The sequence below is a fragment of the Xaviernesmea oryzae genome, from assembly GCF_900109605.1.
Classification (GTDB): Bacteria; Pseudomonadota; Alphaproteobacteria; order Rhizobiales; family Rhizobiaceae; genus Xaviernesmea; species Xaviernesmea oryzae.
The window spans coordinates 1-26,432 of sequence record NZ_FOAM01000001.1; the positions used below are offsets into that span (position 1 = coordinate 1).

A 26,432-nucleotide genomic window follows, 5' to 3' on the forward strand; every position below is an offset into this window, starting at 1 on the left:
AGCAAAGCAGCCCTCAAACCCACACAAAACCAACCCAAAACGACACCAAATCAACCCCACCAGCCACAAGGGCCAACAAGGCAGAAACGCCGCCATCCGGCAGATCCTGTCGGAAAACATTCAGCCAAAAAACCGGCCAAACACAAAAACGAAGAAAACCAGCGCCAGAAGCGCCGCAACCCCTCGTTCGATGAGCGCCTTATACGGCCACACACCCAAAAACGTCAATCCTCAAAATGAAGGAAACATGACGGATGAGCGTAACCCGCTGAAATGGCAGCAGGAAAAATGGCGCACACAGGCCCGTACCCAACCAAGCCTCCCCGCAAACACCCCAAAGCAGACGCCAAACAGGCGCACAAATGGGAGCAGCAAGGAGAAAAATTGGAGAAAATGTGGAGGAAGGACACTCAGTGGGACCGAACACGACGCAGCGTTCGAACCTAGTCGAGGATATGCTCTGTCCGCGCCCCACCCTGCCGGTATGTCATAAATGGAAGGCGGTTGACGGCTGGCTTGGTTTCAAGTTCTCCCATGACCGGGAGAGCGAGGCCTGTGCGGGCGAGCGCAATGAGCATAAGGGACATGATGAATGGCGGGACATCAGGAATGGAGCCTGGCGCTTCGGAATTTGCCGGAGCTTCCCGTTTCGGCTGTTCTTCCAGATGTGGCGGCTGCCTTGGCTGAGACGGGGCTTGCCGTTCTCAGCGCTCCCCCTGGCGCCGGGAAGACCACATTGGTGCCGCTGACCCTGCTTGACGCGCCGTGGCGTGGCGACGAGGGGCGCATTCTTCTGCTCGAACCACGCCGGCTGGCTGCGCGGGCGGCGGCGGCGCGGATGGCGTCTCTGCTGGGGGAGACCGTGGGAGCCACGATCGGCACGCGCATGCGGCTCGACAGCCGTATCTCGGCGGAGACTCGAATCGAGGTGGTAACGGAAGGCGTTTTTGCCCGGATGATCCTGGACGATCCAGAGCTCAAGGGCGTGGCCGCCGTTCTCTTCGACGAATTTCACGAACGGTCGCTCGACGCCGATCTCGGTCTTGCCCTGGCGCTCGACTGCCGGGCGGCACTGCGGCCGGATCTGCGCATTCTCGTGATGTCGGCGACTCTGGATGTGGCCGGCGTGGCGGCGCTGCTGGATCATCCGCCCGTGATCGAGAGCCATGGCCGCAGCTTCCCGGTCGAGATCATCCATCAGGATCGCCGGCCTGACGAGCGCATCGAAGACGCGGTCACGCGCGCGATCGTCTCGGCTCTGCAGAAGCTGGAGGGTTCGATCCTTGCCTTTCTGCCCGGGCAGGCAGAGATTCTGCGCGTGGCGGAGCGGCTCGAGGGACGTGTCGATCCGGCAATCCTGATCGCGCCGCTTTATGGCGCGCTTGGGCAAAGCGAGCAGGATGCGGCCATCCGCCCGGCCCGCGATGGCCGGCGCAAGGTGGTTCTTGCCACCTCGATCGCCGAGACCTCGATCACCATTGACGGCGTGCGCATCGTCATCGATTGCGGGCTCCAGCGGCTGCCCGTGTTCGAAGCCTCGACCGGCATCACCCGGCTGGAGACGGTGCGCGTGTCGCGCGCCTCGGCCGATCAGCGAGCGGGTCGCGCAGGGCGAACGGAACCCGGCGTGGCGATCAGGCTTTGGCATCCGGGACAGACGGCGGCGCTGCCGCCCTTCACGCCGCCGGAAATCCTGGCGAGCGATCTGTCCCGGCTGGTGCTGGATCTCGCCGAATGGGGCGTGAACGACGCCACGACGCTCGCCTTTCTCGATCCGCCCCCTTCCGCACATTGGGCTGAGGCGCGCGCTCTGCTGCAGCGCATCGGCGCGCTCGACGGCACCGGGCGGATGACGCAGCGCGGCCGGGCAATGCGCGCGCTGGCACTGCCACCGAGACTGGCGGCGATGGCGGCCGGTGCTGCGGAGGCTGGTTATGGCTTGGCCGCCTGCCGGCTTGCCGTGCTGCTGACGGAGCAGGGTCTCGGAGGGAGCGATATCGACCTGGACGAGCGGCTGGCGCGTTGGCGCAATGAGCGCGGCCAGCGGGCGCAAGCGGCGTCGGCTCTGGCCGAGCGGATGGCGCGACAGATCAAATCCTCCGCCCGCCGCGATGGGGAAGCACCAGGCGCGGGCGTTTTGCTTCTCGACGCGTTTCCCGATCGCATCGCGCTGGCCCGGGGCAAGATCGGAGCCTTTGTCATGGCCAACGGACGGGGTGCGGAACTGCACGAGACCGAGCGGCTGGCGCGCGCGCCAATGCTTGTCATCGCCGATCTCACAGGCAAGGCGGCAGGCCAGCGCGTGCTTTCGGCCGCAGCCATCAGCCGTGCGGACATCGAGGCCTATCGACCGGAGCTGATCACGACGGGCGAGGAGGTGGCGTTCGATCGCCAGGCCAAGGCGGTGCGGGCCCGGCGGGTGGTGCGCATCGGCGCAGCCGTGCTGGAAGAAGTGCCGCTGCCAAGGCCACGGGGGCCAGCGGTTGCCGCCGCTCTGGCAGAGGGCCTGCGCGATGTCGGTCTTGCCGAACTGCCCTTTTCCAAGGAAGCGATGCATCTGCGCGAGCGGCTGGACTTTCTCTTCCGCACGCTCGGAGAACCCTGGCCCGATATGAGCGAGGCCGCGCTGCTGGCGCGGCTGGAGGACTGGTTTGTGCCCTTTCAGGGGGAAGCAACAAGCCTGGACTCGATCCGCCCCGGCTCTCTCAGCGAGGGGCTGCAGGTGCTGATCCCTGCCGATCTCCAGCGCCGCCTCGGCGAGCTTGCGCCTACCCATTTCGAGGCGCCGACCGGGCAGCGCCATCCGATCCATTATGATGGAGAGGAACCGACGCTGTCGATCCGGGTTCAGGAACTCTATGGCCTGACACGGCACCCGACCATTGGTGGCGGGCGCCGGCCTTTGCTGCTTGAACTGCTTTCGCCGGCGCACCGCCCCATCCAGACGACGCGCGACCTTCCCGGCTTTTGGGCCGGCTCCTGGAAAGAGGTGCGCGCGGAGATGCGCGGGCGCTATCCGAGACACCCCTGGCCGGATGATCCGGCTGCCGCACTGCCCACGACACTGGTCAAGCCGAGAGGCAGCTGATGGCGCGGACACCGCGGCAAGCTGTCTCCCGCCCGATCGTTCCACCTGCTGGCCTTTGCGTTTAGCGACATATGTCGGTGGTAACCTCCAAGGGCGTTGCCTTGGGGCAAAGCGCTCTTATCAATGGGCTCCGGCCCGCCACACGCCGCTCCCCGGCGGACAAGGCTTGATCCAAGCCCGATTCAGAGTTCAGGTGATCAGAAACGCCGTCGGCAGCGTATGAAAGAAACCATGACCGCACCTGACGCCCTTTCCCTCTCGCCGCTGAAAGCCGGCATGCGCTCGATGGCCGAGACGCCGTTCCAGCCCGACCACGGGCGGACCTTGCGCCTGACCACGATCGTGCGGCTGCGCTGGCTGGCCGTGACCGGACAGGCGACGGCCGTGCTGGTGACGGCCTTCTGGATGCGCTTTCCCATGCCGCTGATGACGGCGGGACTTCTCATCGCGCTGCTGGCAACCGCCAATCTGGTGCTGCCGCTGATCTATCCGCAGGCACACCGGCTGCAGCCGCGCGCCGCCTTCGCGCTGCTGTTCATCGATCTCGCCCAACTGGCCGCGCTGCTTTTCATCACCGGCGGCATCGCCAATCCCTTCACCCTGCTCGTCTGCGTGCCTGTGATCGTCTCCTCGGCCTCACAGCCGCGCACCTACAGCATTGCGCTGGCGGGGCTCGGCATTGCAGCGGTGACGGCGCTGGCCTTCTCGCCCTTTCCGCTGCCCTGGTATGACGGCACGCCACCGACGCTGCCGCCGGTTCTCACCCTCGGATTCTGGGTGGCAATCGTCTCGACCATCATCTTCGCCGCCTTCTACACCTACCGCGTCTCGCTCGAGGCCAGCGAACTGGCCGAAGCCCTGGCGGCGACCGAACTGGTGCTGCAGCGGGAAAAGCATCTGTCCCAGCTCGACGGTCTGGCCGCCGCTGCCGCGCATGAGCTGGGCACGCCGCTTGCCACGATCAGCGTGGTCGCCAAGGAAATGGTGCGTGAGCTCGGCAACGATCCGCGCTTTGGCGAGGATGTGCAGCTTCTGCGCAGCCAGAGCGAGCGCTGCCGCGATATTCTGCGCCAGATCACCACATTGTCGGCCGAGGACGAAGCGCATATGCGTCATCTGCCGCTGTCCTCGATGATCGAGGAGGTGATCGCACCGCATCGCGAATTTGGCATTCGCATTCGTTTGGTCGAGGAAAGCGGGCGGGCGGGCGAGCCGGTCGGCAATCGCAATGCCGGCATTCTCTATGGGCTCGGCAATCTCGTGGAAAATGCAGTGGATTTCGCCCGCGACGAGGTGGTGATTACCGTGCGCCATACGCCTGAGATGGTCTCGCTGACCATTTCGGACGATGGCGAGGGTTTTGCGCCCGATATTCTCAGCCGGATCGGCGATCCCTATGTCACCAAGCGCCAGCGCGAGGACAGCGCCGGCGGCCTGGGTCTCGGCCTCTTCATTGCCAAGACGCTGCTGGAACGCTCGGGCGCGACGCTGACGTTCGAGAATGGCGGGCCGGACCAGCCTGGCGCACGGGTGCAGATCGTCTGGCCGCGTGCCATGCTGGAAACGCGCGGCTGACGATGAAGCCCTGTCACGCAAGACGGGGCAATCGCTTTGCGATAGAACGCCGGGAAGACAGAGGTTCGAAGCGCAAGTGCATATGCGGGCAATCGCCATCGGCTTAGTGGTGAGCCGAAAGGCCGAGCGCGGTTGATGGGATGCGCAAGACGACAAGACGCTGGACGATTAAGGTGAAGGACATGGTGGACGAAGACGATAAGGCCATCGGTATCAACGGCGCTCAGCCGGCGCTGTCCGATGAGGAGAGCCAGGCGATCGGCCCCGATCCCTCGCTGCTGCTGGTCGATGATGACGGTCCCTTTCTGCGCCGGCTGGCCCGCGCCATGGAAATCCGTGGCTTTCAGGTGAACACAGCGGAAACCGTGGCGGAGGGCATTGCCAGCGCCACGCGCCACCCGCCGCAATATGCGGTGGTCGATCTCCGGCTGTCGGATGGCAACGGGCTCGATGTGATCGAGGCGATCCGCCGCCATCGCGATGATACCCGCATCATCATGCTCACCGGCTATGGCAATATCGCTACGGCGGTCAATGCGGTGAAGCTTGGGGCGATCGACTATCTGGCCAAGCCCGCCGATGCCGACGAGATCGTTGCAGCCCTTCTGCAGAAGGCCGGCGACAGGGCCGAACTGCCCGAAAATCCGATGTCGGCCGACCGGGTGCGCTGGGAGCATATCCAGCGTGTCTATGAGCTGTGCGAGCGCAATGTTTCGGAAACGGCCCGGCGTCTCAACATGCACCGGCGCACGCTGCAGCGCATTCTGGCAAAGCGCGCGCCACGCTAGAGCATCGAAGCGATGCTCTAAGCGGGAGTTCTCTTAAGCGTCTGGATAGGCAGCCGGATCGGCGGTACCGGTGGTGATCGCCGAAATCACGCTTTCGTCGGTTGCCGCCCATTCGGCCAGCATCAGGCGCTGTGCAGCAGTGCGGGCGAAGAGAAGCGAGACCGATTTGCGGGTATGCGCCGCCAGTTTCTCCTCCGGTGCGTCGCGGATCATCTCCGCGCCGTAGCCATCCGACAGGAACAACCCGCAGTCGTCCGGAAAAATCTCCAGCGGCACGCCGGGATGGGTGGCGAAGAACAGCCGGTCGCAGTGCTGCCGATAATCGGGCCATTTGCGATCGACACGGAAATCCTCGATCGACGTCTTGATCTCGACGATCCAGATCTCGCCTTTCGGCGAAAGACTGATGAGGTCGGCACGTCGGCCGCTCGAAAGCGTCAGTTCGGGAAGCACCGCATGGCGCATGTCGAACAGCGCCCGCTGCACGCCGCGGCGTACGGCCATGGCGCGGCGAGACTGCCGCCCGTCGATGAGCGGAGAGTCGTTGTGAAGAGAAAGAATCGCCATGGCGTCTTTTCGCATAGACAGCCTCTTGTTGCAAAAAAACAATGTGGCGGTGAATTGACGCGCTTCGCAGCACGAGCGGGTCGCAAATCTTTTGCAAAGCGGCATGTGATCGAAAATAACCGTGGTCAGATGGATGTTCGCATCCGACTCCTCCCTCGATCCTTGCAAGAGACACCTATGCGCACCCGCAATGCTCTTCTGCTGTGCAGCCTGGCAGCAATGCTGGCGGCCGCCGGCTGCTCCACGGCGCCTGTCAGCCCGGTTCCGCCTCTGGCCTATGCGAGCCCTCCGCCGGCAACAGTGGCCGTTAACGAGATCTTTTCCGACAGCTACGGCCCGGTGGAAGACAATGGCTATGCGCTGCCGGCTATTCCGATCAACAAGGTGGACAAGCGCTTCCATCGCCAGATCGTCGACTATCCAACGAACGAGAAGCCCGGCACCATCATCGTCAACACGCCGACCCGCTTCCTTTATTACGTGCTGCCCGGCGGCAAGGCCGTGCGCTATGGTATCGGCGTCGGCAAGCAGGGCTTTGCCTGGGAAGGCCGCGCCTACATTGCCTGGAAGCAGGAATGGCCGACCTGGCATCCGCCGAAGGAGATGGCGGTGCGCCGTCCCGACGTCGCGCAGTATGTCGAGAACGGCATGGGCCCCGGCCTGCGCAACCCGCTCGGCGCCCGCGCCCTCTATCTCTTCAACGAGCAGGGCCAGGACACACTCTTCCGCCTGCACGGCACTCCGGAATGGAACACCATTGGTACCGCTGCCTCCTCGGGCTGCATCCGCATGATGAACCAGGACGTCATCGATCTCTATTCGCGCGTCCGTCCTGGCCGCACTGCGCAGGTGATCGTGCAGCAGTAAGCCAGCCGATTTCACGTGAATCAAAAAACCCCGGAAGCAGCCGCTTCCGGGGTTTTTTGATTTCAAGCATAAGCCAGTCTCACGCGGCAGCGTCTCCCTTCAGCTCCCGCCGGCGGCGGTGGAGCACAGGTTCGGTGTAGCCGTTCGGCTGCTCGCGGCCCTTGAAGACCAGATCGAGCGCTGCCTGGAAGGCGATGGACCCGTCGAAATCCCCAGCCATCGGTCGATAAAGCGGATCGCCGGCATTCTGGCCATCGACCACGGCGGCCATGCGCTTCATGGTTTTGGTCACCTGCTCAGCCGTCACCACGCCATGATGCAGCCAGTTGGCCATGTGCTGGGCGGAGATGCGGAGGGTCGCGCGGTCTTCCATCAGGCCGACATTGTTGATGTCGGGCACCTTGGAGCAGCCGACGCCCTGATCGACCCAGCGCACGACATAGCCGAGAATGCCCTGGGCATTGTTGTCGAGCTCGCGCTGGATCTCCTCCGGCGTCCAGTTGGGCCTGATGGCGACGGGCACGGAGAGGATGTCGTCGAGCCGGGCGCGCGGGCGTGTCTTCAAGCTTTCCTGCACCTTGCCGACATCGACCTTGTGATAATGGGTGGCGTGCAGCGTGGCGGCCGTCGGCGACGGCACCCAGGCGGTGTTTGCCCCGGCCTTGGGATGGGCGATCTTCTGCTCCAGCATGGCGGCCATCAGGTCCGGCATGGCCCACATGCCCTTGCCGATCTGTGCATGGCCGGACAGGCCGCAGGCGAGGCCGATATCGACATTCCAGTTTTCGTAAGCGCCGATCCAGGCGGCCTGCTTCATATCGCCCTTGCGGATCATCGGGCCGGCTTCCATCGAAGTGTGGATCTCGTCGCCCGTGCGGTCGAGGAAGCCGGTATTGATAAAGACCACGCGGGCGCTGGCCGCGCGGATACATTCCTTGAGGTTGACCGTCGTGCGGCGCTCCTCGTCCATGATGCCCATTTTCAGCGTGTTTTCGGCCATGCCCAAGGCCGCTTCGACGCGAGAGAAGAGCTTCGACGCGAAGGCGACCTCCTCCGGCCCATGCATCTTCGGCTTGACGATATAGACCGAGCCGGCATGGGAATTCATCTTGCGGCCTTCGGGGCCAATGTCGTGAAGCGCGATCAGACCGGTGATCATGGCGTCCATGATCCCTTCGGGCACCTCATGCCCTGCGCTATCGAGGATCGCCGGATTGGTCATGAGGTGGCCGACATTGCGCACCAGCATCAAGGCCCGGCCCTTCAACCAGAGTTCCGAGCCGTCAGCCGCCATGAAGCAGAGATCGGGATGGAGCCGGCGGGTAAAGGTCTCGCCGCCCTTGGACACCTCCTCGGCGAGATCGCCGCGCATCAGGCCGAGCCAGTTGCGATAGATCAGCGTCTTGTCCTCGGCATCCACGGCAGCCACCGAATCCTCGCAATCCATGATCGCGGTGATGGCCGATTCCAGGATCACATCGGCAATACCGGCCGGATCCGCCGCGCCGATCGGCTTGGCGCGGTCGATAAGGATCTGCAAATGCAGGCCGTTTTTCTTCAAAAGAACATGCGTCGGCGCGCTGGCGCTGCCACGATGGCCGGCGAACTGGGCGGGATCGGCAAGCGCGGCGCGGCCTGCCTCGGTCTCGATAACGAGCGCGCCGGCTTCCACCGAAAGCTTGCGCACCGTTTCCCAGGACGCATCCTTCAGCGGCGCGCTGTCGTTCAGGAAAGCACGTACCCAGGCAATGACCTTGGCGCCACGCGCTTCATTATAGCCTGCGGTCTTGTTGGCGCCGCCGTCCTCGGGAATGGCATCGGTTCCGTAGAGCGCGTCATAGAGCGAGCCCCAGCGTGCATTGGCCGCGTTCAAAGCATAGCGGGCGTTCATCACCGGCACGACGAGCTGCGGCCCGGCAATGGTCGCGATCTCGGGATCGACCTCGCCTGTCGTCACCACGAAGTCAGGCCCTTCGGGCAGGAGATAGCCGATCTCGCTCAAGAAGGCCCGATAGGCCTCCATATCGCCGGGAGCGCCGTTCTGACGGTACCAGCCATCGAGCCGGGCCTGCAGCGCATCGCGCTTGTCGAGAAGCGCCCGATTTTCCGGAGCCAGATCCCTGACGATCTCGGCAAATGCGGCGAAGAAGCGCTCGGGCGCCACGCCCGTTCCCGGCAGCGCTTCGTTTGTCAGGAAGGCATGGAGCCCGCGGTCGATCTGCAATCCATCCTGGTCGATGCGGCTCATTTTTTCTCCTGAAATAGCGCGTGCTGAAGCAAGCTATCTGGCGATAGGTTCCCGATTGGCAAGGGCCTGTCAATCCTTGGGCTTGGCCCTCGCCACGTCTCCTGTCTCATGCGGGAGACAAACGCCTGCTCACCCGCATCGGCATGCCCCCTCGTGGCTGCGTCGTCAGCCGCTGCACCGGCCAGGGCTTTGTCTGCGGGGTCACATCGAAGCGGAAGCGGCGCATCAGGCAGCCGAGCGCGATCATCGCCTCCTGCAGCGCGAAAGTGGCGCCGATGCAGATGCGCGGTCCGGCGCCGAAGGGCAAATATTGGAAGCGGTGCAGGCGTTCGCGCTGCTCTGGCATGAAGCGCTCGGGCCGGAAGCGGCGCGGTTCCTCCCAGTAAAGCTCGTGGCGATGCAGCGTCCATGGCATGACCAGCACCGACACACCCTTGGCGATCACCAGCTCCTCGCCCGAAGGCGCGATCCAGCGATCCTCCTCGATCGCCGCGCGGTTGATCGAGGGCGCCGGCGGATAAAGCCGCATAGCCTCCTCGAAGGCAGCGCGCACATGCGGCATGCGTTCCAGCCAATCCACCGGATCCGTGCCGTCGGCGATCACGCGGTCGATCTCCCCCTCCATCTTCATCCGCCAGTCCGGCGCATGGGCGACGAGGTAGAGCGTCCAGGCGAGCGCGCGGGCCGTGGTCTCATGGCCGGCGCCGATGAAGGTCAGAATATTGTCGGCGATCTCGTCGGCCGAAAGCCCATCGGCCCGCTCCAGCCCCAGAAGCAACGTCAGGAAGTCCTGCGGCGCGGCTTCGGGTTGTTCGGCAATCAGCCGCCGACGGCGCGCCATGGTCTCAGCGACGATGGCGCGAAAATTCGTGAGCAGCCGCGCGCCGCCGATCCGCGTCAGCCTGGGAACCCATGGCGGGGCGAGCAGAAGATCGAGCGGATCGACCCGGCCCATGCGGTGCAACAGCCGCTCGACATTGTCAGTGAAAGCCTTGGTATCGGCGGCGATTTCACCGGAGAACAGGGTCTCGGCCAGGATCTCATAGGTGAGATCGGCCATGTCGCCGGCAATCTCCACCATCCCTCCGCTTGCTGCGGCATGCTCGTAGCGCGCGGCAAAGGCCTCGCTGACGGTTCGCATCTGCTGGGCGAAGCCGCGCGCGTGCCGCGGCGTGAAGACCGGCGCCACGGCCTTGCGCGAGCGCTTCCAGATGGGCCCTTCCGCCGTGAGCAGGCCATCGCGCAGGATGGGCCGGAGAATGAGACGCCGCACCTCGGACATCTCGTAATTGGCGACATTGTCCACCAGCACATGGCGGATCAGGCCGGGATCGTTGATGATCAGCGTGCGCTGGGTGAGAAACATGGTTTCGATATGGGGAAGGCGATGAGCCTCCTCGCCCCAGAGCTCGAGCGGATTGCGCAGGGCTGTCCGGATCAGCTCCAGTTTTCCAAGCGGCCGTGCGCGTGGAACCGGTGCCGGTGGCTCGAAGGCGCCGTCGCCCTGCAGCGCACCGATGTTTCGATGCACCATGTCGGAATCGGGATTTTGTCTGGGAAGACGATCCATGGGCTTAGCACTCCTCGGGTCCATGCGGACGATGAGCCGGCAGCCCGTCTCGCCCCGCCGGATCTCGTCGATCCCGGCAGGGCCGCATGCGCGTCAGAGCAGGGCGTTCAGCTCGGGCAGGCGATCGTTGATCAGCCAGCCATAGTAGTTTTCTTCCGGCCAGCGGTCGGTACCGGCGCGATTGCGGGCGGCCAGCGCGGCCGCGCGGGTCTCTGGATCGCCGAGATTGTAGAGCGTGGCCGTCAGGCCAGGATTGTTCGAAATATCCATGCCGGCAATCGTGCGATAGGCCTGGATCGACCGGCGGATGATGGCGGCCATATAGGCAAGCGACTGGTCCGGATCCATGATCGCCTCATAGACCGCACCCGCCTTGCTCTCATCCAGCTTCGGGTAGCCGGAGATGCGGGCCACGTCGTCGGTCAGCATCAGCGCCGTCAGCGGATTGATCTGGCCAAGGCCGAAAGTCTGCCCGGCATAGAAGGGCTGGAAGAACACGGCGCTGAAACGATTGTCCGGATAGGCCTTGCCACCGACGGTGCGGCCCCGAAACTTGGCGTTCCAGACATCGTCGCGGCAGCTCCAGAGATCGTAGGAGCCTTTCTTGGAGGCGCAGGCTGCAAATTCCGGCCGGTCGACGAACTGATCGACGCTCTCGCCCTCATAGGCAAAGCGGAAACTGTCCCCGGCGTAAGAGGCGGCCTTCACGTAATAGGACTGAAGCCGGTCATAGGCGTCGACATTGTAGGTGTGCTCGCCGACGATTGCGCCCACCATGTGAATCGGAGCGATGCCATAAGCGGATGCCGTGGATTTGATCTTGGCGATCAGCTTCCGGTCGCTGGCCAGCAGCTCCACCACCTTCCTGTATTTCGCGTCGAAGCTGGAATTGCCGGCCTTGGTGCGCCTGGAGGAGGCGCCGGGGACAGGCGGCTGCTCGGCATTGCGATTGCCGGCAGGCACCTCGCGCAGGCCCTCGGCGAAAGCAGGCCGCATCAGGGCGCCACTGAACTCAGGTCCGGCATAGGCGAACAGGGCAAGCGAGGCGGCAGCAAACAGGGCGGCGGAACGAGGCAGGCGCACGGGCGAAGTCTTCCCTTCTTCGTCAACAGACAGCGGCCGGCAAGCGGAGGGTCCGGCACAATGCCCGGTTCGGGCCTTGCACGGCAAACATGTCGGAATCAAGCCCCTCCAGGGCTTCAGCCGGCTTGCCTTATATAAGCTCCACCCCCGAGAGCAACGGGCTTTAAGACAAGCTAGCCCGTGCGGTCAGGACAAGGTGCGACGGCATCGTCTGCCGCCGCGCCGATCAGTCCTTTACAGGATATAGCGCGACAGATCCGTATTGGCGGCGAGATCCCCGACATGGCGGCGCACATAATCGGCATCGACCTTCAAGGTCTCGCCGGATTTGTCCGGCGCGGCAAAGGAGATTTCGTCCAGCACCCGCTCCATCACCGTCTGCAGCCGCCGCGCGCCGATATTTTCCACGCTGGCGTTCAGCTGCACGGCGACATCGGCCAGCGCATCCAGCGCATCGTCGTTGAAGTCCAGCGTCACGCCTTCGGTCTGCAGAAGCGCCTTGTACTGGCGAATCAGGCTGACCTCCGTTTCCGTGAGGATGCGACGGAAATCCTCCTTGGTCAGCGCTTTCAGCTCCACGCGGATCGGCAGGCGGCCCTGAAGCTCCGGCAAGAGATCGGAGGGTTTGGACACATGGAAAGCGCCCGACGCGATGAACAGGATATGATCGGTCTTCACCGGTCCATATTTGGTGGCAACCGTCGTGCCTTCGACCAGCGGCAAGAGGTCGCGCTGTACGCCTTCACGCGAGACGCCGGCACCCATGCCACCGTCGCGCGCGGCGATCTTGTCGATCTCGTCCAGGAAGACAATGCCGTCATTTTCGGCGGCACGAACGGCCTCGCGGTTGATCTCTTCGGTGTCGAGCAGCTTGTCGGATTCGTCGTTGATCAGCACGGCATAGCTTTCGCGCACCGTGGTCTTGACCTTCTTGGTACGTCCGCCCATGGCCTTGCCGAACATCTCCGAGAGGTTCAGCACGCCGATATTGGCGCCGGGCATGCCGGGGATCTCGAAGCCGCCGCCCGGCGAGGCGGTATCGGCGATCTCGACTTCGATTTCCTTGTCATCCAACTCGTTATTGCGCAGCTTCTTGCGGAAGCTGTCACGCGTGGCGGGCGAGGCGGTCGCGCCGACCAGCGCATCGAGCACGCGCTCCTCGGCATTCTGATATGCCTTGGCCTTGACCTCGGCGCGCTTCTTCTCGCGCACCAGGCCGATGCCGACCTCGACCAGATCGCGCACGATCTGCTCGACATCGCGGCCGACATAGCCGACCTCGGTGAATTTCGTCGCTTCGACCTTGATGAAGGGGGCGCCGGCGAGCTTGGCGAGACGGCGCGAGATCTCGGTCTTGCCGACGCCGGTCGGCCCGATCATCAGGATGTTCTTGGGCATCACCTCGTCGCGCAGCTCATCGGAGAGCTGCTGGCGGCGCCAGCGGTTGCGCAGCGCAATGGCCACGGCGCGCTTGGCGTCGTTCTGGCCGATGATGAAGCGGTCGAGTTCGGAAACGATCTCGCGGGGAGAAAAAGTGGTCATCGGATCTCTTTCTGGTGCCGGCCGCCTTCCCTGTTCGGCAAAGGCCCGGCGCGAAAGACGGCCACTGTGGGAAGCTGGCCGTCGGGAAAAAGCAAGGTCGAAGGCGGGACGAAGCGCGCGGGGGTCGCGGCCCGCTCCCGTCTTCAGCCACATAGATCAGGCATTGCAGCAGGCATGTCGCGGTCGGCGGTCAGGCAGCCGCCTCAAGGGTCTCCACGACGATATTGCCATTGGTGTAGACGCAGATATCGCCGGCGATTTCCATGGCACGGCGCGCGATCTCTTCTGCCGTCTTGTCGGTGTCCATCAGTGCGCGGGCGGCGGCATAGGCGTAATTTCCGCCCGAACCAATGGCGATGGTGCCATGTTCCGGTTCCAGAACGTCGCCATTGCCGGTGATCGCAAGCGTGATCGATTTGTCGGCGACCAACATCATCGCTTCGAGATTGCGCAGATATTTGTTGGTGCGCCAGTCCTTGGCAAGCTCGACGGCCGCGCGCATCAGCTGGCCGGGATATTGCTCCAGCTTGGCTTCCAGCCGCTCCAGGAGGGTGAAGGCATCGGCCGTGGCGCCGGCAAAGCCTGCGATCACTTCGCCCTTTCCGAGGCGGCGGACCTTGCGGGCATTGCCCTTCATCACCGTCTGGCCGAGGCTGACCTGGCCGTCGCCGGCCATGACCACCTGCCCGCCCTTGCGCACGGTGATGATGGTGGTCGCATGCATGGTTCCATAGGGATTATGTTCGCTCATCGTCTATCCTTGAGGCCTGCCCGGTCGCGGCACAGGCTCTTGCAGGCGGCCCGCCACTTGCCCAGGGAAACTGGCGCTCAAGGCTTCAGGCCGCATGATCCTGTGCCTATGTAAGAGGCGCTGTGGCGATTGCAAAGGGTGCGAACCCGGCGCGTCCCTCGCCCCATGATCAAAGGGCTTGAGGCTGCTTTATCTTTCGCGGCCAGCCTGATAAGGAGCGCTGAACCCAGGGAGACCGGAATGACGCAGACTGGCGGCCGCACGGCCAGCGTTTCGCGCAAGACCAACGAGACGGACGTTTCGGTGACGATCGACATCGACGGCACGGGCGCCTCCACGATCAAGACCGGCGTCGGCTTCTTCGATCATATGCTCGACCAGCTTTCCCGCCATTCGCTGATCGACATGACCATCGACACCAAGGGCGACCTTCATGTCGACGACCATCATGCCGTCGAAGACACCGGCATCGCCATCGGCCAGGCGATCGCCAAGGCGCTCGGCGACCGGCGCGGGATCACCCGCTATGCCTCGCTCGATCTTGCCATGGACGAGACGATGACGCGGGCGGCGGTGGATGTTTCCGGCCGTCCCTTCCTGGTTTGGAATGTCGCCTTTTCGGCGCCGAAGATCGGCACCTTCGATACCGAGCTGGTGCGCGAATTCTTCCAGGCGCTGGCCCAGCATGCCGGCATTACCCTGCATATCCAGAACATCTACGGCGCCAACAACCACCATATCGCCGAAACCTGCTTCAAGGCGGTGGCGCGGGTGCTGCGCACGGCGACCGAGATCGACCCCCGCCAGGCCGGTCGCGTTCCCTCCACCAAGGGGTCGCTCGCCTGAGAGCGCGTGCCGGCAGGGATGATCGCCGACGGTTCGCCGGCCCGGCTGCCCGTGTGTCAGGACGACAGAGTTCAGCATCTGGCAGACATGACATATTCTTGGCGGATGCGCTGAAACCGCCTATCGGACAGCAGAGATGCAATCGAAGAGCCGCAGCATCGCGCCTTTCTGCCGATCGGCTCGATCTCCAGCGAACAAGGGCCCGGCATGGTCTCCTTTCTCGTCCTGATTCCGCCTGAGCGGCGGTCCTATGATCCCGGCGTGCGTTTCATCGCCGATCGCTTTCACCGGCTCGCCTTCGTCTTTCCCGGCTTCTGGCTGATGGCAAAACGGCAATGGCTGGCCGGCGGCGCCGTGCTCGTGCTCGATATCGCTCTGTTGTTTGCCTCGGCCTGGCAGGACACCGCCATGGCGGCCACGGTTGCCAGTCTGGCGCTGCATCTTCTCGTTGCGCTCGAGGGCGCCGCCTTCGTCGCGCGGCAGCTCGAGGCACGCGGCTACCGACTGGCCGCGATGATCACAGCGCCGGATCTCGATACGGCCGAAGAGATCTTCTTCGCCGGCGTCGAGCCGCCGCGTGAGGCCACTTTGCCCCGGCTTTCGGCCGGCTTCACAGCCCAGCCGCGCAAGGCTGCCGGCATGACCTTGTTCGATCACTATGGAGGACGATGATGCGGGTTGCGATCATTGATTACGGATCGGGAAATCTGCGCTCGGCCACCAAGGCCTTCGAGCGTGCCGCGCGCGAAAGCGGGCTCGACCATGCCGAGATCGACCTGACGGACGATGCCGAGCGCGTGGCGTCGGCCGACCGGATCGTGCTGCCGGGTGTCGGCGCCTATGCCGACTGTCGCGCCGGGCTCGATGGTCTTCCGGGCATGCGCGAGGCGCTGGCGGAAGCCGTCGAGAAACAGGCGAAGCCCTTTCTCGGCATCTGCGTCGGCATGCAGCTCATGGCCTCGCGCGGGCTGGAAAAGAGCGTGACGCAGGGCTTCGGCTGGATCAAGGGCGATGTGGTGAAAATGGAGCCCGAGGATGCCACGCTCAAGGTGCCGCAGATCGGCTGGAACACGCTGACGCTGGCTCGCCCCCATCCGCTCTTTGCCGGCATTGAGACAGGTACGGACGGGCTGCATGCCTATTTCGTCCATTCCTATCATCTGGCGGCCGAGCGGCCGGACGACGTGATCGCCACCTCGGACTATGGTGGCGCTGTCACGGCCTTCGTCGCCCATGAAAACAAGGCCGGCGCCCAGTTCCATCCTGAGAAGAGCCAGAAACTCGGCCTCGCCCTGCTCTCCAACTTCCTGACCTGGAAGCCCTGATCCATGATCCTTTTTCCCGCCATCGATCTCAAAGACGGCCAATGCGTGCGCCTGAAGCTCGGCGACATGAACCAGGCGACGATCTACAATCCGGATCCGGCCGATCAGGCCCGTGCTTTCGAGGCGCAAGGCTTCGAATGGCTGCATGTGGTGGATCTCGACGGCGCCTTTGCCGGAGAATCCAAGAATGGCGCGGCGGTGGACGCGATCCTGGGCGCCACGCGCAATCCGGTGCAGCTTGGCGGCGGCATCCGCACGCTGGCGCAGATCGAGGCATGGCTTGCCAAGGGTCTGGCGCGCGTGATCCTCGGCACCGTTGCCGTGCGCGATCCCGAGCTGGTGATCGAAGCCTGTCGCCGCTTTCCCGGCCAGGTCGCCGTCGGCATCGACGCCAAGGGTGGCCGGGTGGCCGTCGAAGGCTGGGCGGAGGCGTCCGAGCTCGGCGTGCTCGAGCTTGCCCGGCGCTTCGAAGGGGCCGGCGCCTCGGCGATCATCTATACCGACATCGACCGCGACGGCATTTTGACCGGCATCAACTGGGAGGCCACCCTGGCACTGGCCGATGCCGTCTCCATCCCGGTCATCGCCTCGGGCGGGCTCGCCTCGCTCGATGACATCAGGCGCCTGGCCGCGCCTGACGCCGTGCGGCTCGAAGGTGCGATTTCCGGTCGGGCGCTTTATGACGGCCGCATCGACCCCGCCGAAGCGCTGGCGATTTTGAAAGCGGCAAAGGGAGTTTCGGCATGACCCTCAAAGCCCGTGTTATTCCTTGCCTTGATGTCAAGGATGGACGCGTCGTCAAAGGGGTGAGCTTCGTCAATCTGATCGATGCCGGCGATCCCGTCGATGCAGCGCGTGCCTATGATGCGGCCGGCGCGGACGAACTCTGCTTTCTCGACATCACCGCCTCCTCCGATGGCCGCGAGACGATTTTCGATGTCGTGGCCCGTACCGCCGAGCAATGCTTCATGCCGCTGACGGTGGGTGGCGGGGTGCGCACGCTGGCGGATATCCGCAAGCTGCTGCTCGCAGGCGCCGACAAGGTCTCGATCAATTCCGCTGCCGTGCGTGACCCCGATTTCGTCGCACAGGCGGCCGACAAGTTCGGCGACCAGTGCATCGTCGTTTCGCTCGACTGCAAGCAAACCGCCCCCGACACCTGGGAGATCTTTACCCATGGTGGGCGCAATGCGACGGGCATCGACGCGCTCGATTTCGCCGAAGCCATGGTCAAGCGGGGTGCAGGCGAGCTGCTCGTCACCTCAATGGACCGGGATGGCGGCAAGATCGGCTACGACATCGCCTTGACCCGGGCCATCGCCGACCGGGTCCCGGTGCCGATCATCGCTTCGGGCGGCGTCGGCACGCTCGATCACATGGTCGAAGGTGTGCGAGACGGGCATGCCAATGCCGTGCTGGCTGCATCGATCTTCCATTTCGGCACCTACACGATCGATGAAGCCAAACAGCATATGGCCGCGCATGGCATCCCGGTGCGGCTCGATTGATGTCGAAGGTCGCGATGGGGCAGTCCGGGGGATAGCGCCTTCAAGCGCGACGTGCTGAAGCGCATTTCCTCCCCATGCGGTGAAGCAAGCCCTGGCTGACCTATTTTTCAAGACATTCATGCAAGATTTGGTCTACAGCATGTCGCATGAAGGCGTGGCAGGCCTGCGGTAACGGAGACAGCCAGGCAAGCGCGGGGACCGGATCAATGGGCGCCTGGTCATCCAAGGCCCGAGCTGCCGTGGACGAAGGCGAGACCGGCGCATGAGGAGTGCCGGTCTGGCCGGCAAGGAGAGGACGATCGATGAGCGCATTCACCCTGTCCGATCTGGAGGCGATCGTCGCCGAACGAGCCAAGGCCTCGCCATCGGAATCCTGGACGGCGAAACTGGTGGCGCAGGGTCAGCCGCGCGCCGCCAAGAAGCTCGGCGAAGAGGCGGTGGAAACCGTCATCGCCGCACTTGGCGGAGACAGGCAGGAGATCACGGCTGAAAGCGCGGATCTTCTCTATCACCTGCTTGTTGTCTTGAAGCTCGCCGGAATTCCGTTGCAGGATGTCATGGCCGAGCTTGCCCACCGCACGGGCCAATCGGGACTGGCGGAAAAGGCAGGACGACCGGCGCAATGACTGTTATCGCCAAGGATATTGCGGCCGAGGGTCGCCTGCCGCAGCGGCCCTCGCCCCATGCGGAGGATCATCTCGACCGCAACGGCTATTCCCCCTATCACTTCTTCACCGCCGAGGAATGGTCGCGCTTTCGCGCCGATACGCCGCTGACGCTGAAGGCCGACGAGGTCAAGCGGCTGCGCTCGCTCAACGACCCGATCGACCTGGAGGAAGTGCGGCGGATCTATCTGTCGCTGTCGCGGCTGCTCTCGGCGCATGTCGAAAGCTCGCAGCTGCTGTTCAAGCAGCGCAAGCGCTTCCTCAGCATGTCCGGCGAAATGAAGACGCCTTTCGTCATCGGCATCGCCGGCTCTGTGGCCGTCGGCAAGTCGACCACGGCGCGTATTCTGGCGGAGCTTCTCAAGCGCTGGCCGTCCAGCCCCAAGGTGGATCTGGTGACCACGGACGGGTTTCTCTATCCCAACGCCGTGCTCAAGCGCGAGAACATGATGGAGCGCAAGGGCTTTCCCGAGAGCTACGATATCGGCGCACTGCTGCGCTTCCTCTCCGCGATCAAAGCGGGCGAGCCGAACGTGGAAGCGCCGACCTATTCGCATCTGACCTATGATGTGCTCACCGACAAGGTGCAGCTGGTCGACCGGCCGGACATTCTGATCTTCGAGGGCATCAACGTCCTGCAATCGCGCAATCTGCCGGTTGATGGCAAGATCGTACCGATGGTCTCCGACTTCTTCGACTTCTCGATCTATATCGATGCCGGCGAAACGTTGATCCACAGCTGGTATGTCGATCGCTTCATGCGATTGCGCCAAACGGCGTTCAAGGATCCCAATTCGTTCTTCAAACGCTATGCCGATATCAGCGAAGACGAGGCGCTGGCCGTAGCAGAGGGATTGTGGAGCCGGATCAACCTGATCAATCTGCGCCAGAACATCCTGCCCACCCGGCCCCGCGCCGACCTGATCCTGACCAAGGGCCCCAACCACCTGATCGAGACCGTGGCGCTCCGTAAACTCTGATCCGCTGTCTTATCCGGATTCACGTTCGGTAGAGGCTTAAGAGGGTGTGACCCGGCGCAGCGTCAGATTGATGCGGCCTGGCTGACGCAGAAGCGTGCTTGTACCCGGATAGATCCGGTCGACGCCGTGATAGGCCAGCCGGCTTTCGGCTTCGAGCAGCAGCACGTCGCCGCTGCGCAGGCGAAAGGACGTCGTCGGCCCGCCGCGCATCGTTCCGCCCACACGAAACAGGGCCTCATCCCCCAGCGAGACCGAAAGGACCGGCGCGTCGAACGTGCTCTCATCCTTGTCCTGATGCAGGCCCATGTGCGCTTCCGGGCCATAAAGATTGACGAGGCACGCCTCTGGGGGCGGGGCGATTGGCGCGAGGTCGCGCCAAAGGTCGAGAAGCGGGGGCGGGATCGGTGGCCAGGCCTTGCCCGTCACCGGATGCTGCGGCTGATAGCGATAGCCTTGCACCTTGTCCGTCACCCATCCGAGCGGACCGCAATTGGTCATGCGCACCGACAGCGGCTTTCCAGTCCGCGGCATTTCGGGCGAAAACAACGGAGCTTGGCGAACAATCTCGCGGATCGCCGCGATCAGCTCCGCCTGCACGACCGCATCGAGATGTCCGGGAAGAAATCGTACGCCCGGCGGTAGGGCCGAAGCCCCCCGCCGTGGCGGCTTGTCAGGCCCGTCGGAGATCATTTTGCCGCAAGTGCGGGAATGCGCAGCACCTGGCCCGGATAGATCTTGTCAGGATGGGTCAGCATCGGCTTGTTGGCTTCGAAGATTTCCTTGTTATGAGCGCCCTTGCCCGCTCCATATTGCTCCTCGGCGATCTTCCAGAGCGTATCGCCCTTCTTCACCGTGTAGAACACGGGGGCTGGAGCATCCGGAGCCTGTTCGACCTTCAAGTCCGAGGCCTCGACCTTGGAGACGCCGAGCGTATTGCCGACGGCGATGATCGCTTTTTCAAAGGCGGTCGTATCCTTGACGGACCCCTTGAGCACGACCTTGTCGCCCTGGACATCGACCTTCACGTCCTGAGTACCGAGATCATGAGAGTCGAGCTCCTTCTTGACCTCTTCCGGCTGGGGCGCCGTGTCTTCATGGCCGATGCCAAGCTTCTTGCCGGCTTCCTTGATAAAATCGAAAATGCTCATTGTGCTCTCCCTTGTCGCGCCCGGTGCTGCAACGACACCGGTGCCTTGGTTCAGCCCTTCGCCACGCATGAAGCGAAGGATCTGCAGGCAGATAGAGTCCCGGAATGATTGGGCCAGAGCAAAACGGCAAAGCGGACGAGGCGGCTTGGCGCGCAGCATGCACCTGCTCTGGCGACCGAGCGCTCGCCGCTAACGGATGCATCGTTATATGGCCGGGCTTTAATCTCCGTCGGGCCGGCCGCGCAGACGCTTCACGTCCCCGCGACCGCTCTTTTCCTTCAGACGGCGCTCAACCGAGCCACGGGTCGGCCGCGTCTTGCGCCGGGGTGGCGGCGGCGGTTCGGCCGCCTTGAGGATCAATTCCTTCAGGCGCTCGCGCGCATCTTCGCGGTTTCGCTCCTGACTGCGGAAGCGGCTGGCCTCGATCATCAGCACACCTTCTTTGGAAAGGCGGCGACCAGCCAGGCGAATGGCCGCGTCCCGTACCCGCTCCGGCAGCGCAGGCGAGGTGGCGAGCGGGTAGAAGAGTTGAACGGCGGTGGAGACCTTGTTGACATTCTGCCCGCCCGGTCCGCCGGCCAGCACGAACTGCTCCGTCAGCTCCCAGCCGGCGATGGTGATCCGGTCGTTGATGTAAAGCGGCGCACTCGCCATGGTCCCTGCCCGCCTTGCTTTGCCTGATCGCGCCTTGTCAGCCTTGGTCCTGGCTGAAGATATGTCGCCGCAGCACCCCGGAGTCAAACCCGCCAGCGAAGGCCGTGGCATCAGGCTGACGTTCCGGAGCGGTCCACATGCAAAAACCCGGCCGCGAGCAGCCGGGTTTCACGTGAATCATAGATAAGAAACGGCTTACTCGGCAGCGAGCTTCAGCCCGCCGGGTGCCGCGTCGCGCACGCCGCCATCGACATGATTTTCGAACTTGGCGAAGTTGGTGACGAACATGTCGACCAGCTTTCCGGCTTGAGCATCATAGGCATCGCCATCGGCCCAAGTCGAGCGAGGGTCGAGGATCGCGCTGTCGACGCCATCGACCGCGACCGGCACGGCGAAGCCGAAATTGGCATCGGTGCGGAATTCGGCATGGCTGAGAGACCCGTCCAGCGCTGCCGACAGCAGCGCCCGCGTCGCCTTGATCGGCATGCGGCGACCGGTGCCATAGGCGCCGCCGGTCCAGCCGGTATTCACCAGCCAGCAGGTCACGCCATGCTGCGAGATCAGATCACGCAGAAGATTGCCGTATTCGCTGGGATGACGCGGCATGAAGGGGGCACCGAAGCAGGTGGAGAAGGTGGCTTCCGGTTCTGTCACGCCTTTTTCCGTGCCGGCGACCTTGGCGGTGTAGCCGGAAAGGAAGTGGTACATCGCCTGGTCGGGCGTCAGCTTGGCAATCGGCGGCATCACGCCGAAGGCATCCGCCGTCAGCATGATGATCGTCTTTGGATGGCCGGCCGTGCCGGTTTCGCTGGCATTGGGAATGAAATCCAGCGGATAGGCGGCGCGGGTGTTTTCGGTCAGGCGGCCATCGTTGAGATCCGGCACACGAGCGCCATCGAGAATGACGTTTTCGAGCACCGTGCCGAAGCGGCGCGTGGTCGCGAAGATTTCCGGCTCGGCTTCTGCCGAAAGGCGAATGGTCTTGGCATAGCAGCCACCTTCGAAGTTGAAGATGCCGTCGGCGCCCCAGCCGTGCTCGTCATCGCCGATCAGCGTGCGGTTCGGATCGGCCGAGAGCGTGGTCTTGCCGGTGCCGGACAGGCCGAAGAACACAGCGGAGTCGCCCTGCGGACCGACATTGGCCGAGCAATGCATCGGCATGACGCCCTTGGCCGGCAGAAGATAGTTGAGCGCGGTGAAGACGGACTTCTTCATCTCGCCGCCATAGGAGGTGCCGCCAATGAGAACGAGGCCGTTTTCAAGATCGCAGGCGATCACCGTTTCCGTGCGGCAACCGTGGCGCTCGGGGTCTGCCTTGAAGTGCGGCAGGTCGATGATCGTCAGTTTCGGCACGAAGCTCTTCAGCGCCTCCGCGTCCGGGCGGATCAGAAGATTGCGGATGAAGAGGGAGTGCCAGGCATATTCGGTGACGATGCGCGAGGGCAGCGCATTTTCGGCATCGGCGCCGCCGATCAGGTCCTGCACAAAGAGCGAGCGGCCGCGGGCGTGATCGAGCATGTCCAGACGCAGGCGCTCGAAATGTTCGGGCGACATCGGCTTGTTGTTGTCCCACCAGATCTGGCCATCGGTCTTGGCATCACGGACGACGAATTTGTCCTTGGCGGAGCGGCCCGTGTGCTGGCCCGTCACCACGCAGAGCGCGCCATGTGCGCTGACCTGCCCCTCGCCCAGACGAACCGCTTCTTCGTACAGTTCCGCTGCCGAAAGATTGTAGGCGACTGCGGAAAGCTCCGTGAAGCCGAGCGTGTCCAGCGTCTGAGCCGGATTATAAAGACCTGTCTGCTTCATGATCGCTTTTTCCTTTCGGCTGAAGCGGCGGGGATGGGATGACGCAGACCATAGAGACCGATACTGAAAAGCGCAAGAGTCTATCGAAAATTTCCTATTAAAATCAGTTATTTAATCGATTTAAAGAAAATCCTTTGATTTTTAATCGGTTGAATCGCCTCCTTGCCGGCCCCATTTTCAGCGGGTTGAAGAAAAGATTGCGACCTGCTCGTTCAAAAGGCGATTTCGCTTCGCCACAATTTGTTCCAGCTTTATACTAGAAGACTCACACTCCGGAGACGATCCACCGCGACCTGGAGCATGAAGAAGAATGATGGAGCAGCGTATCATGCAGACAATCGCACTCGTCGACGACGATCGAAACATTCTCACGTCGGTTTCGATCGCGCTCGAGGCGGAAGGCTACAAGGTCGAGACCTACACGGATGGCGCCTCTGCGCTGGACGGGCTGCTGGCGCGCGCGCCGCAGCTGGCGATCTTCGACATCAAGATGCCGCGCATGGACGGAATGGAGCTGCTTCGCCGTCTCAGGCAGAAATCCGATCTGCCGGTAATCTTCCTCACCTCCAAGGACGAGGAGATCGATGAGCTCTTCGGCCTGAAGATGGGCGCGGACGATTTCATCACCAAGCCCTTCTCCCAAAGGCTGCTCGTCGAGCGGGTCAAGGCGATCCTGCGCCGTTCGGCCAATCGCGAGGCCGCCGCCGCCAATGCTGGCAGCGGCACCTCAGCGCCGAAAGCAAAGGATGACGCACCTTCGCGCTCGTTGGAACGCGGCCAGCTGGTCATGGACCAAGAGCGCCACACCTGCACCTGGAAGAACGAGCCGGTGACGCTGACGGTGACGGAATTCCTGATCCTGCATTCGCTCGCCCAGCGACCCGGCGTGGTCAAGAGCCGCGACGCGCTAATGGATGCGGCCTATGACGAGCAGGTCTATGTCGATGACCGCACGATCGACAGCCACATCAAGCGGCTGCGCAAGAAGTTCAAGATGGTCGACAACGACTTCGACATGATCGAAACGCTCTATGGCGTGGGCTACAGGTTCCGCGAAACGGCATGAGGCGCGCTGATCGCGCAGACACGATGCCGCATGGCTGACAGCGGAAGACGGTAAGGCAGGGTGACGGACGTCCTCACACAGAATACGGCCCGGCAGGGCGATGGCGAAGAGGCGGCGGAAACCCCGCGTCGGCGCTTTGCCGGCTGGTCGCATCCCTTCACGCTGATCCGGCGGCTGTTCGGCAATGCGGTCTTCTCCAGCCTGACGCGCCGTATCCTGTTCTTCAACCTCGTGGCGCTGGTCGTTCTGGTCGGCGGCATCATGTATCTCAATCAGTTCCGCGAGGGCCTGATCGATGCACGCGTCGAAAGCCTCTTGACCCAGGGCGAGATCATTGCCGGCGCCATCGCCGCGTCCGCCTCCGTCGATACCAATTCGATCACCATCGATCCGCAGAAGCTTCTGGAACTTCAGGCCGGCCAGAGCATCACCCCCGTGCCACGCGACGAGGACCTCGAATTTCCGATCACGCAGGAGCGGGTCGCGCCTATCCTTCGCCGGCTCATTTCTCCGACGCGCACGCGCGCACGGCTCTACGATGCCGATGCCGATCTGCTGCTCGACTCCCGCCATCTCTATACCGGCGGCCAGGTGCTGCGCTTCGACCTGCCTTCGATCACCCCGGACGAGACAAGCTTTACCGATAGGGTCAACGGCTGGTTCAACCGGCTCTTACAGCCCGGCAATCTCTCGCTCTACAAGGAGCCGCCGGGCGGCAATGGCTCGATCTATCCCGAGGTCGTCAATGCGCTGACCGGTGTGCGCGGCGCCGTGGTGCGGGTAACCGAAAAGGGCGAGCTGATCGTTTCCGTCGCCGTGCCGGTTCAGCGCTTCCGCGCCGTGCTGGGCGTTCTCCTGCTGTCCACCCAGGCCGGCGATATCGACAAGATCGTCCATGCCGAGCGCCTCGCCATCATCCGCGTCTTCGGCGTGGCGGCGCTGGTCAACGTCATTCTCTCGGTGCTTCTCTCCTCTACCATCGCCAATCCCTTGCGCCGTCTCTCGGCGGCCGCCATCCGTGTCAGGCGGGGCGGCGCCAAGGAACGGCAGGAAATTCCCGACTTCTCCTCCCGGCAGGACGAGATCGGCAATCTTTCCATCGCGCTGCGCGATATGACCCGCGCGCTCTACGACCGGATCGACGCGATCGAGAGCTTCGCGGCCGATGTCAGCCATGAGCTGAAAAACCCGTTGACGTCGCTGCGCAGCGCAGTGGAGACCCTGCCGCTGGCCCGCAGCGAGGAGAGCAAGCAGCGCCTGCTCGACATCATCCAGCATGATGTGCGCCGCCTCGACCGGCTGATCACCGATATTTCCGACGCCTCGCGGCTCGACGCGGAGCTTGCCCGCAGCGACGCCAATACGGTCGATCTGGAAAAGCTGCTCGCCAATCTGGTCGATATTTCCCGGCAGATCCGCAGCCGGAAGAAGGCGGTGCAGCTCGATTTCATTGTCGATCGCAAGGATCCGCGTACCCGCTATGAGGTGTCCGGCTATGAACTGCGGATCGGCCAGATCGTCACCAACCTGATCGAAAACGCCCGCTCCTTCGTGCCCGAAGACAGTGGCCGCATTCTCGTGCGCCTTGCCCGCCGCAAGAACCGCTGCATCGTGCAGGTGGAAGACAATGGGCCGGGCATCCAGGCGGAAGATATCGACCGGATCTTCGAGCGCTTCTACACGGACCGTCCCGAAGGCGAGGATTTCGGCCAGAACTCCGGCCTTGGCCTGTCGATATCGCGCCAGATCGCCGAGGCGCATAAGGGAACGCTGAAGGCCGAAAACATGAAGGACGACACCGGCCGGGTGGTCGGCGCCCGCTTTACCCTCGTTCTGCCGGCCGAGACCGAGGCGTGAGCGGCACCTTCATTCACGCCACCGCCGTCGTCGTGGGCACGACGGGCCTTCTGTTCATCGGGCCGTCCGGCAGCGGCAAGACCATACTGGCGTTGGCGGCGGTCGAGGGGGCGCGCCGCGCCGGCCTGTTTTCCGCTTTTGTCGGGGATGACCAAGTTTTGATTGCCTCGGAAGGCGGCGTGATCATCGCCCGGCAGCCACCTGTCATCGCGGGGCTGGCGGAAATTCGCGGCAGCGCCATCGTTCCCGTCTTCCATGTGCCGGCGGCGGTGATGGATTACGCGGTGCGGCCGGTTGCGCTTGAGGGCGTTGAGCGGATCGCGCCGGAGGACGAAAGGGCCGAACTCGCGCCCGGGATCAGCCTTCCGCTGATCCGCCTTCCCCATGGCGATGGGGTGGACCCCACGCTTCGGCTTGGCCTTTTGCTGGCCGCCCAAGCGCACAAAATGCATTAAAACGGAGCGGATCGAGAGCAAAGCTGGAACGCAGGTGCGG

Annotated in this window: 25 protein-coding genes; 15 read left to right on the forward strand and 10 right to left on the reverse strand. The window is 63.6% G+C overall.

Annotated elements, in window-relative coordinates:
- From BMX61_RS24870 to BMX61_RS00015, 4 genes are all read left to right on the forward strand, one after another.
- The coding region (locus BMX61_RS24870; RefSeq protein ID WP_210186262.1) for a hypothetical protein at nucleotides 1-240 on the forward strand (240 nt) is incomplete at its 5' end.
- A gap of 352 nt (nucleotides 241-592) precedes the next feature.
- Nucleotides 593-3,088: an ATP-dependent helicase HrpB gene (gene hrpB / locus BMX61_RS00005; RefSeq protein WP_075627470.1), complete on the forward strand. Its 2,496-nt coding sequence runs from the start codon at nucleotides 593-595 to the stop codon at nucleotides 3,086-3,088.
- A gap of 285 nt (nucleotides 3,089-3,373) precedes the next feature.
- On the forward strand, nucleotides 3,374-4,663 hold the full coding sequence (locus tag BMX61_RS00010) for an ActS/PrrB/RegB family redox-sensitive histidine kinase (RefSeq protein WP_092742202.1): 1,290 nt from the start codon (nucleotides 3,374-3,376) through the stop codon (nucleotides 4,661-4,663).
- 182 nt (nucleotides 4,664-4,845) lie between these two features.
- Nucleotides 4,846-5,451, forward strand: coding sequence for an ActR/PrrA/RegA family redox response regulator transcription factor (locus tag BMX61_RS00015; protein WP_075627469.1), 606 nt, complete (start codon nucleotides 4,846-4,848; stop codon nucleotides 5,449-5,451).
- A gap of 33 nt (nucleotides 5,452-5,484) precedes the next feature.
- Here the strand turns inward: BMX61_RS00015 and BMX61_RS00020 are convergent, their stop codons facing one another.
- A complete protein-coding gene (locus BMX61_RS00020; RefSeq protein WP_083639414.1) occupies nucleotides 5,485-6,018 on the reverse strand; it encodes an MmcB family DNA repair protein in 534 nt (177 codons plus the stop codon).
- 177 nt (nucleotides 6,019-6,195) lie between these two features.
- Here BMX61_RS00020 and BMX61_RS00025 point away from each other — a divergent pair, with 177 nt between their 5' ends.
- Nucleotides 6,196-6,885 (forward strand): L,D-transpeptidase, encoded by a 690-nt coding sequence (locus BMX61_RS00025; RefSeq protein WP_075627468.1) that lies wholly within the window; start codon nucleotides 6,196-6,198, stop codon nucleotides 6,883-6,885.
- Nucleotides 6,886-6,964: 79 nt separating this feature from the next.
- On the opposite strand, the gene BMX61_RS00030 is transcribed toward BMX61_RS00025, so the two are convergent.
- The 5 genes from BMX61_RS00030 to hslV all read right to left on the reverse strand — a co-directional run bounded on the left by BMX61_RS00030 (nucleotide 6,965) and on the right by hslV (nucleotide 14,079).
- The gene (locus BMX61_RS00030) at nucleotides 6,965-9,133 is read right to left on the reverse strand and encodes a malate synthase G (protein ID WP_075627467.1); all 2,169 of its coding nucleotides are present in this window, start codon (nucleotides 9,131-9,133) and stop codon (nucleotides 6,965-6,967) included.
- A gap of 106 nt (nucleotides 9,134-9,239) precedes the next feature.
- On the reverse strand, nucleotides 9,240-10,667 hold the full coding sequence (locus BMX61_RS00035) for a cytochrome P450 (protein WP_075627517.1): 1,428 nt from the start codon (nucleotides 10,665-10,667) through the stop codon (nucleotides 9,240-9,242).
- A gap of 129 nt (nucleotides 10,668-10,796) precedes the next feature.
- Nucleotides 10,797-11,699 (reverse strand): DUF1402 family protein, encoded by a 903-nt coding sequence (locus tag BMX61_RS00040; RefSeq protein WP_075627516.1) that lies wholly within the window; start codon nucleotides 11,697-11,699, stop codon nucleotides 10,797-10,799.
- A gap of 321 nt (nucleotides 11,700-12,020) precedes the next feature.
- A complete protein-coding gene (gene hslU, locus BMX61_RS00045; RefSeq protein ID WP_075627466.1) occupies nucleotides 12,021-13,328 on the reverse strand; it encodes an ATP-dependent protease ATPase subunit HslU in 1,308 nt (435 codons plus the stop codon).
- A 190-nt stretch (nucleotides 13,329-13,518) separates the two neighbouring features.
- Nucleotides 13,519-14,079 (reverse strand): ATP-dependent protease subunit HslV, encoded by a 561-nt coding sequence (gene hslV / locus BMX61_RS00050; RefSeq protein WP_075627465.1) that lies wholly within the window; start codon nucleotides 14,077-14,079, stop codon nucleotides 13,519-13,521.
- A 240-nt stretch (nucleotides 14,080-14,319) separates the two neighbouring features.
- Between hslV and hisB the strand changes: the two genes are divergently transcribed.
- The 7 genes from hisB to coaA all read left to right on the forward strand — a co-directional run bounded on the left by hisB (nucleotide 14,320) and on the right by coaA (nucleotide 19,403).
- Nucleotides 14,320-14,925 (forward strand): imidazoleglycerol-phosphate dehydratase HisB, encoded by a 606-nt coding sequence (gene hisB / locus BMX61_RS00055; RefSeq protein WP_075627464.1) that lies wholly within the window; start codon nucleotides 14,320-14,322, stop codon nucleotides 14,923-14,925.
- A 207-nt stretch (nucleotides 14,926-15,132) separates the two neighbouring features.
- On the forward strand, nucleotides 15,133-15,597 hold the full coding sequence (locus BMX61_RS00060) for a DUF2628 domain-containing protein (RefSeq protein ID WP_075627463.1): 465 nt from the start codon (nucleotides 15,133-15,135) through the stop codon (nucleotides 15,595-15,597).
- On the forward strand, nucleotides 15,597-16,250 hold the full coding sequence (gene hisH, locus BMX61_RS00065; RefSeq protein ID WP_075627462.1) for an imidazole glycerol phosphate synthase subunit HisH: 654 nt from the start codon (nucleotides 15,597-15,599) through the stop codon (nucleotides 16,248-16,250). Before BMX61_RS00060 ends, hisH begins: the two co-directional genes overlap by 1 nt.
- 3 nt (nucleotides 16,251-16,253) lie before the next feature.
- Entirely contained in the window at nucleotides 16,254-16,997 is a 744-nt protein-coding gene (hisA, locus tag BMX61_RS00070; RefSeq protein ID WP_075627461.1) for a 1-(5-phosphoribosyl)-5-[(5-phosphoribosylamino)methylideneamino]imidazole-4-carboxamide isomerase, read from the forward strand.
- Nucleotides 16,994-17,758, forward strand: a complete 765-nt coding sequence (hisF, locus tag BMX61_RS00075) for an imidazole glycerol phosphate synthase subunit HisF (protein WP_075627460.1) — start codon at nucleotides 16,994-16,996, stop codon at nucleotides 17,756-17,758. The genes hisA and hisF overlap by 4 nt, the downstream gene beginning before the upstream one ends.
- A 302-nt stretch (nucleotides 17,759-18,060) precedes the next feature.
- Nucleotides 18,061-18,384, forward strand: coding sequence for a phosphoribosyl-ATP diphosphatase (locus BMX61_RS00080; RefSeq protein WP_075627459.1), 324 nt, complete (start codon nucleotides 18,061-18,063; stop codon nucleotides 18,382-18,384).
- Complete coding sequence (coaA, locus tag BMX61_RS00085; RefSeq protein WP_083639413.1) at nucleotides 18,381-19,403, forward strand: type I pantothenate kinase; 1,023 nt, start codon at nucleotides 18,381-18,383, stop codon at nucleotides 19,401-19,403. The genes BMX61_RS00080 and coaA overlap by 4 nt, the downstream gene beginning before the upstream one ends.
- A gap of 36 nt (nucleotides 19,404-19,439) precedes the next feature.
- On the opposite strand, the gene BMX61_RS00090 is transcribed toward coaA, so the two are convergent.
- The 4 genes from BMX61_RS00090 to BMX61_RS00105 form a co-directional block, all read right to left on the reverse strand.
- Nucleotides 19,440-20,093 carry an alpha-ketoglutarate-dependent dioxygenase AlkB family protein gene (locus BMX61_RS00090; RefSeq protein WP_075627458.1) on the reverse strand — a complete coding sequence of 218 codons (654 nt, stop codon included), beginning with the start codon at nucleotides 20,091-20,093 and terminating at the stop codon, nucleotides 19,440-19,442.
- Entirely contained in the window at nucleotides 20,090-20,551 is a 462-nt protein-coding gene (gene lysM, locus BMX61_RS00095) for a peptidoglycan-binding protein LysM (protein ID WP_075627457.1), read from the reverse strand. Before lysM ends, BMX61_RS00090 begins: the two co-directional genes overlap by 4 nt.
- A 219-nt stretch (nucleotides 20,552-20,770) precedes the next feature.
- Nucleotides 20,771-21,205 carry an alternative ribosome rescue aminoacyl-tRNA hydrolase ArfB gene (arfB, locus tag BMX61_RS00100; protein ID WP_075627456.1) on the reverse strand — a complete coding sequence of 145 codons (435 nt, stop codon included), beginning with the start codon at nucleotides 21,203-21,205 and terminating at the stop codon, nucleotides 20,771-20,773.
- A gap of 195 nt (nucleotides 21,206-21,400) precedes the next feature.
- Nucleotides 21,401-23,014, reverse strand: coding sequence for a phosphoenolpyruvate carboxykinase (locus BMX61_RS00105; protein WP_075627455.1), 1,614 nt, complete (start codon nucleotides 23,012-23,014; stop codon nucleotides 21,401-21,403).
- A gap of 328 nt (nucleotides 23,015-23,342) precedes the next feature.
- On the opposite strand from BMX61_RS00105, the gene BMX61_RS00110 reads away from it, so the two are divergent.
- The 3 genes from BMX61_RS00110 (at nucleotide 23,343) to BMX61_RS00120 (ending at nucleotide 26,392) form a co-directional block, all read left to right on the forward strand.
- On the forward strand, nucleotides 23,343-24,080 hold the full coding sequence (locus tag BMX61_RS00110; RefSeq protein WP_092742205.1) for a response regulator transcription factor: 738 nt from the start codon (nucleotides 23,343-23,345) through the stop codon (nucleotides 24,078-24,080).
- Nucleotides 24,081-24,242: 162 nt separating this feature from the next.
- Nucleotides 24,243-25,937: a sensor histidine kinase gene (locus tag BMX61_RS00115; RefSeq protein WP_234794564.1), complete on the forward strand. Its 1,695-nt coding sequence runs from the start codon at nucleotides 24,243-24,245 to the stop codon at nucleotides 25,935-25,937.
- Nucleotides 25,934-26,392, forward strand: a complete 459-nt coding sequence (locus BMX61_RS00120; RefSeq protein WP_075627452.1) for an HPr kinase/phosphorylase — start codon at nucleotides 25,934-25,936, stop codon at nucleotides 26,390-26,392. The genes BMX61_RS00115 and BMX61_RS00120 overlap by 4 nt, the downstream gene beginning before the upstream one ends.
- Nucleotides 26,393-26,432: the final 40 nt, after the last annotated feature.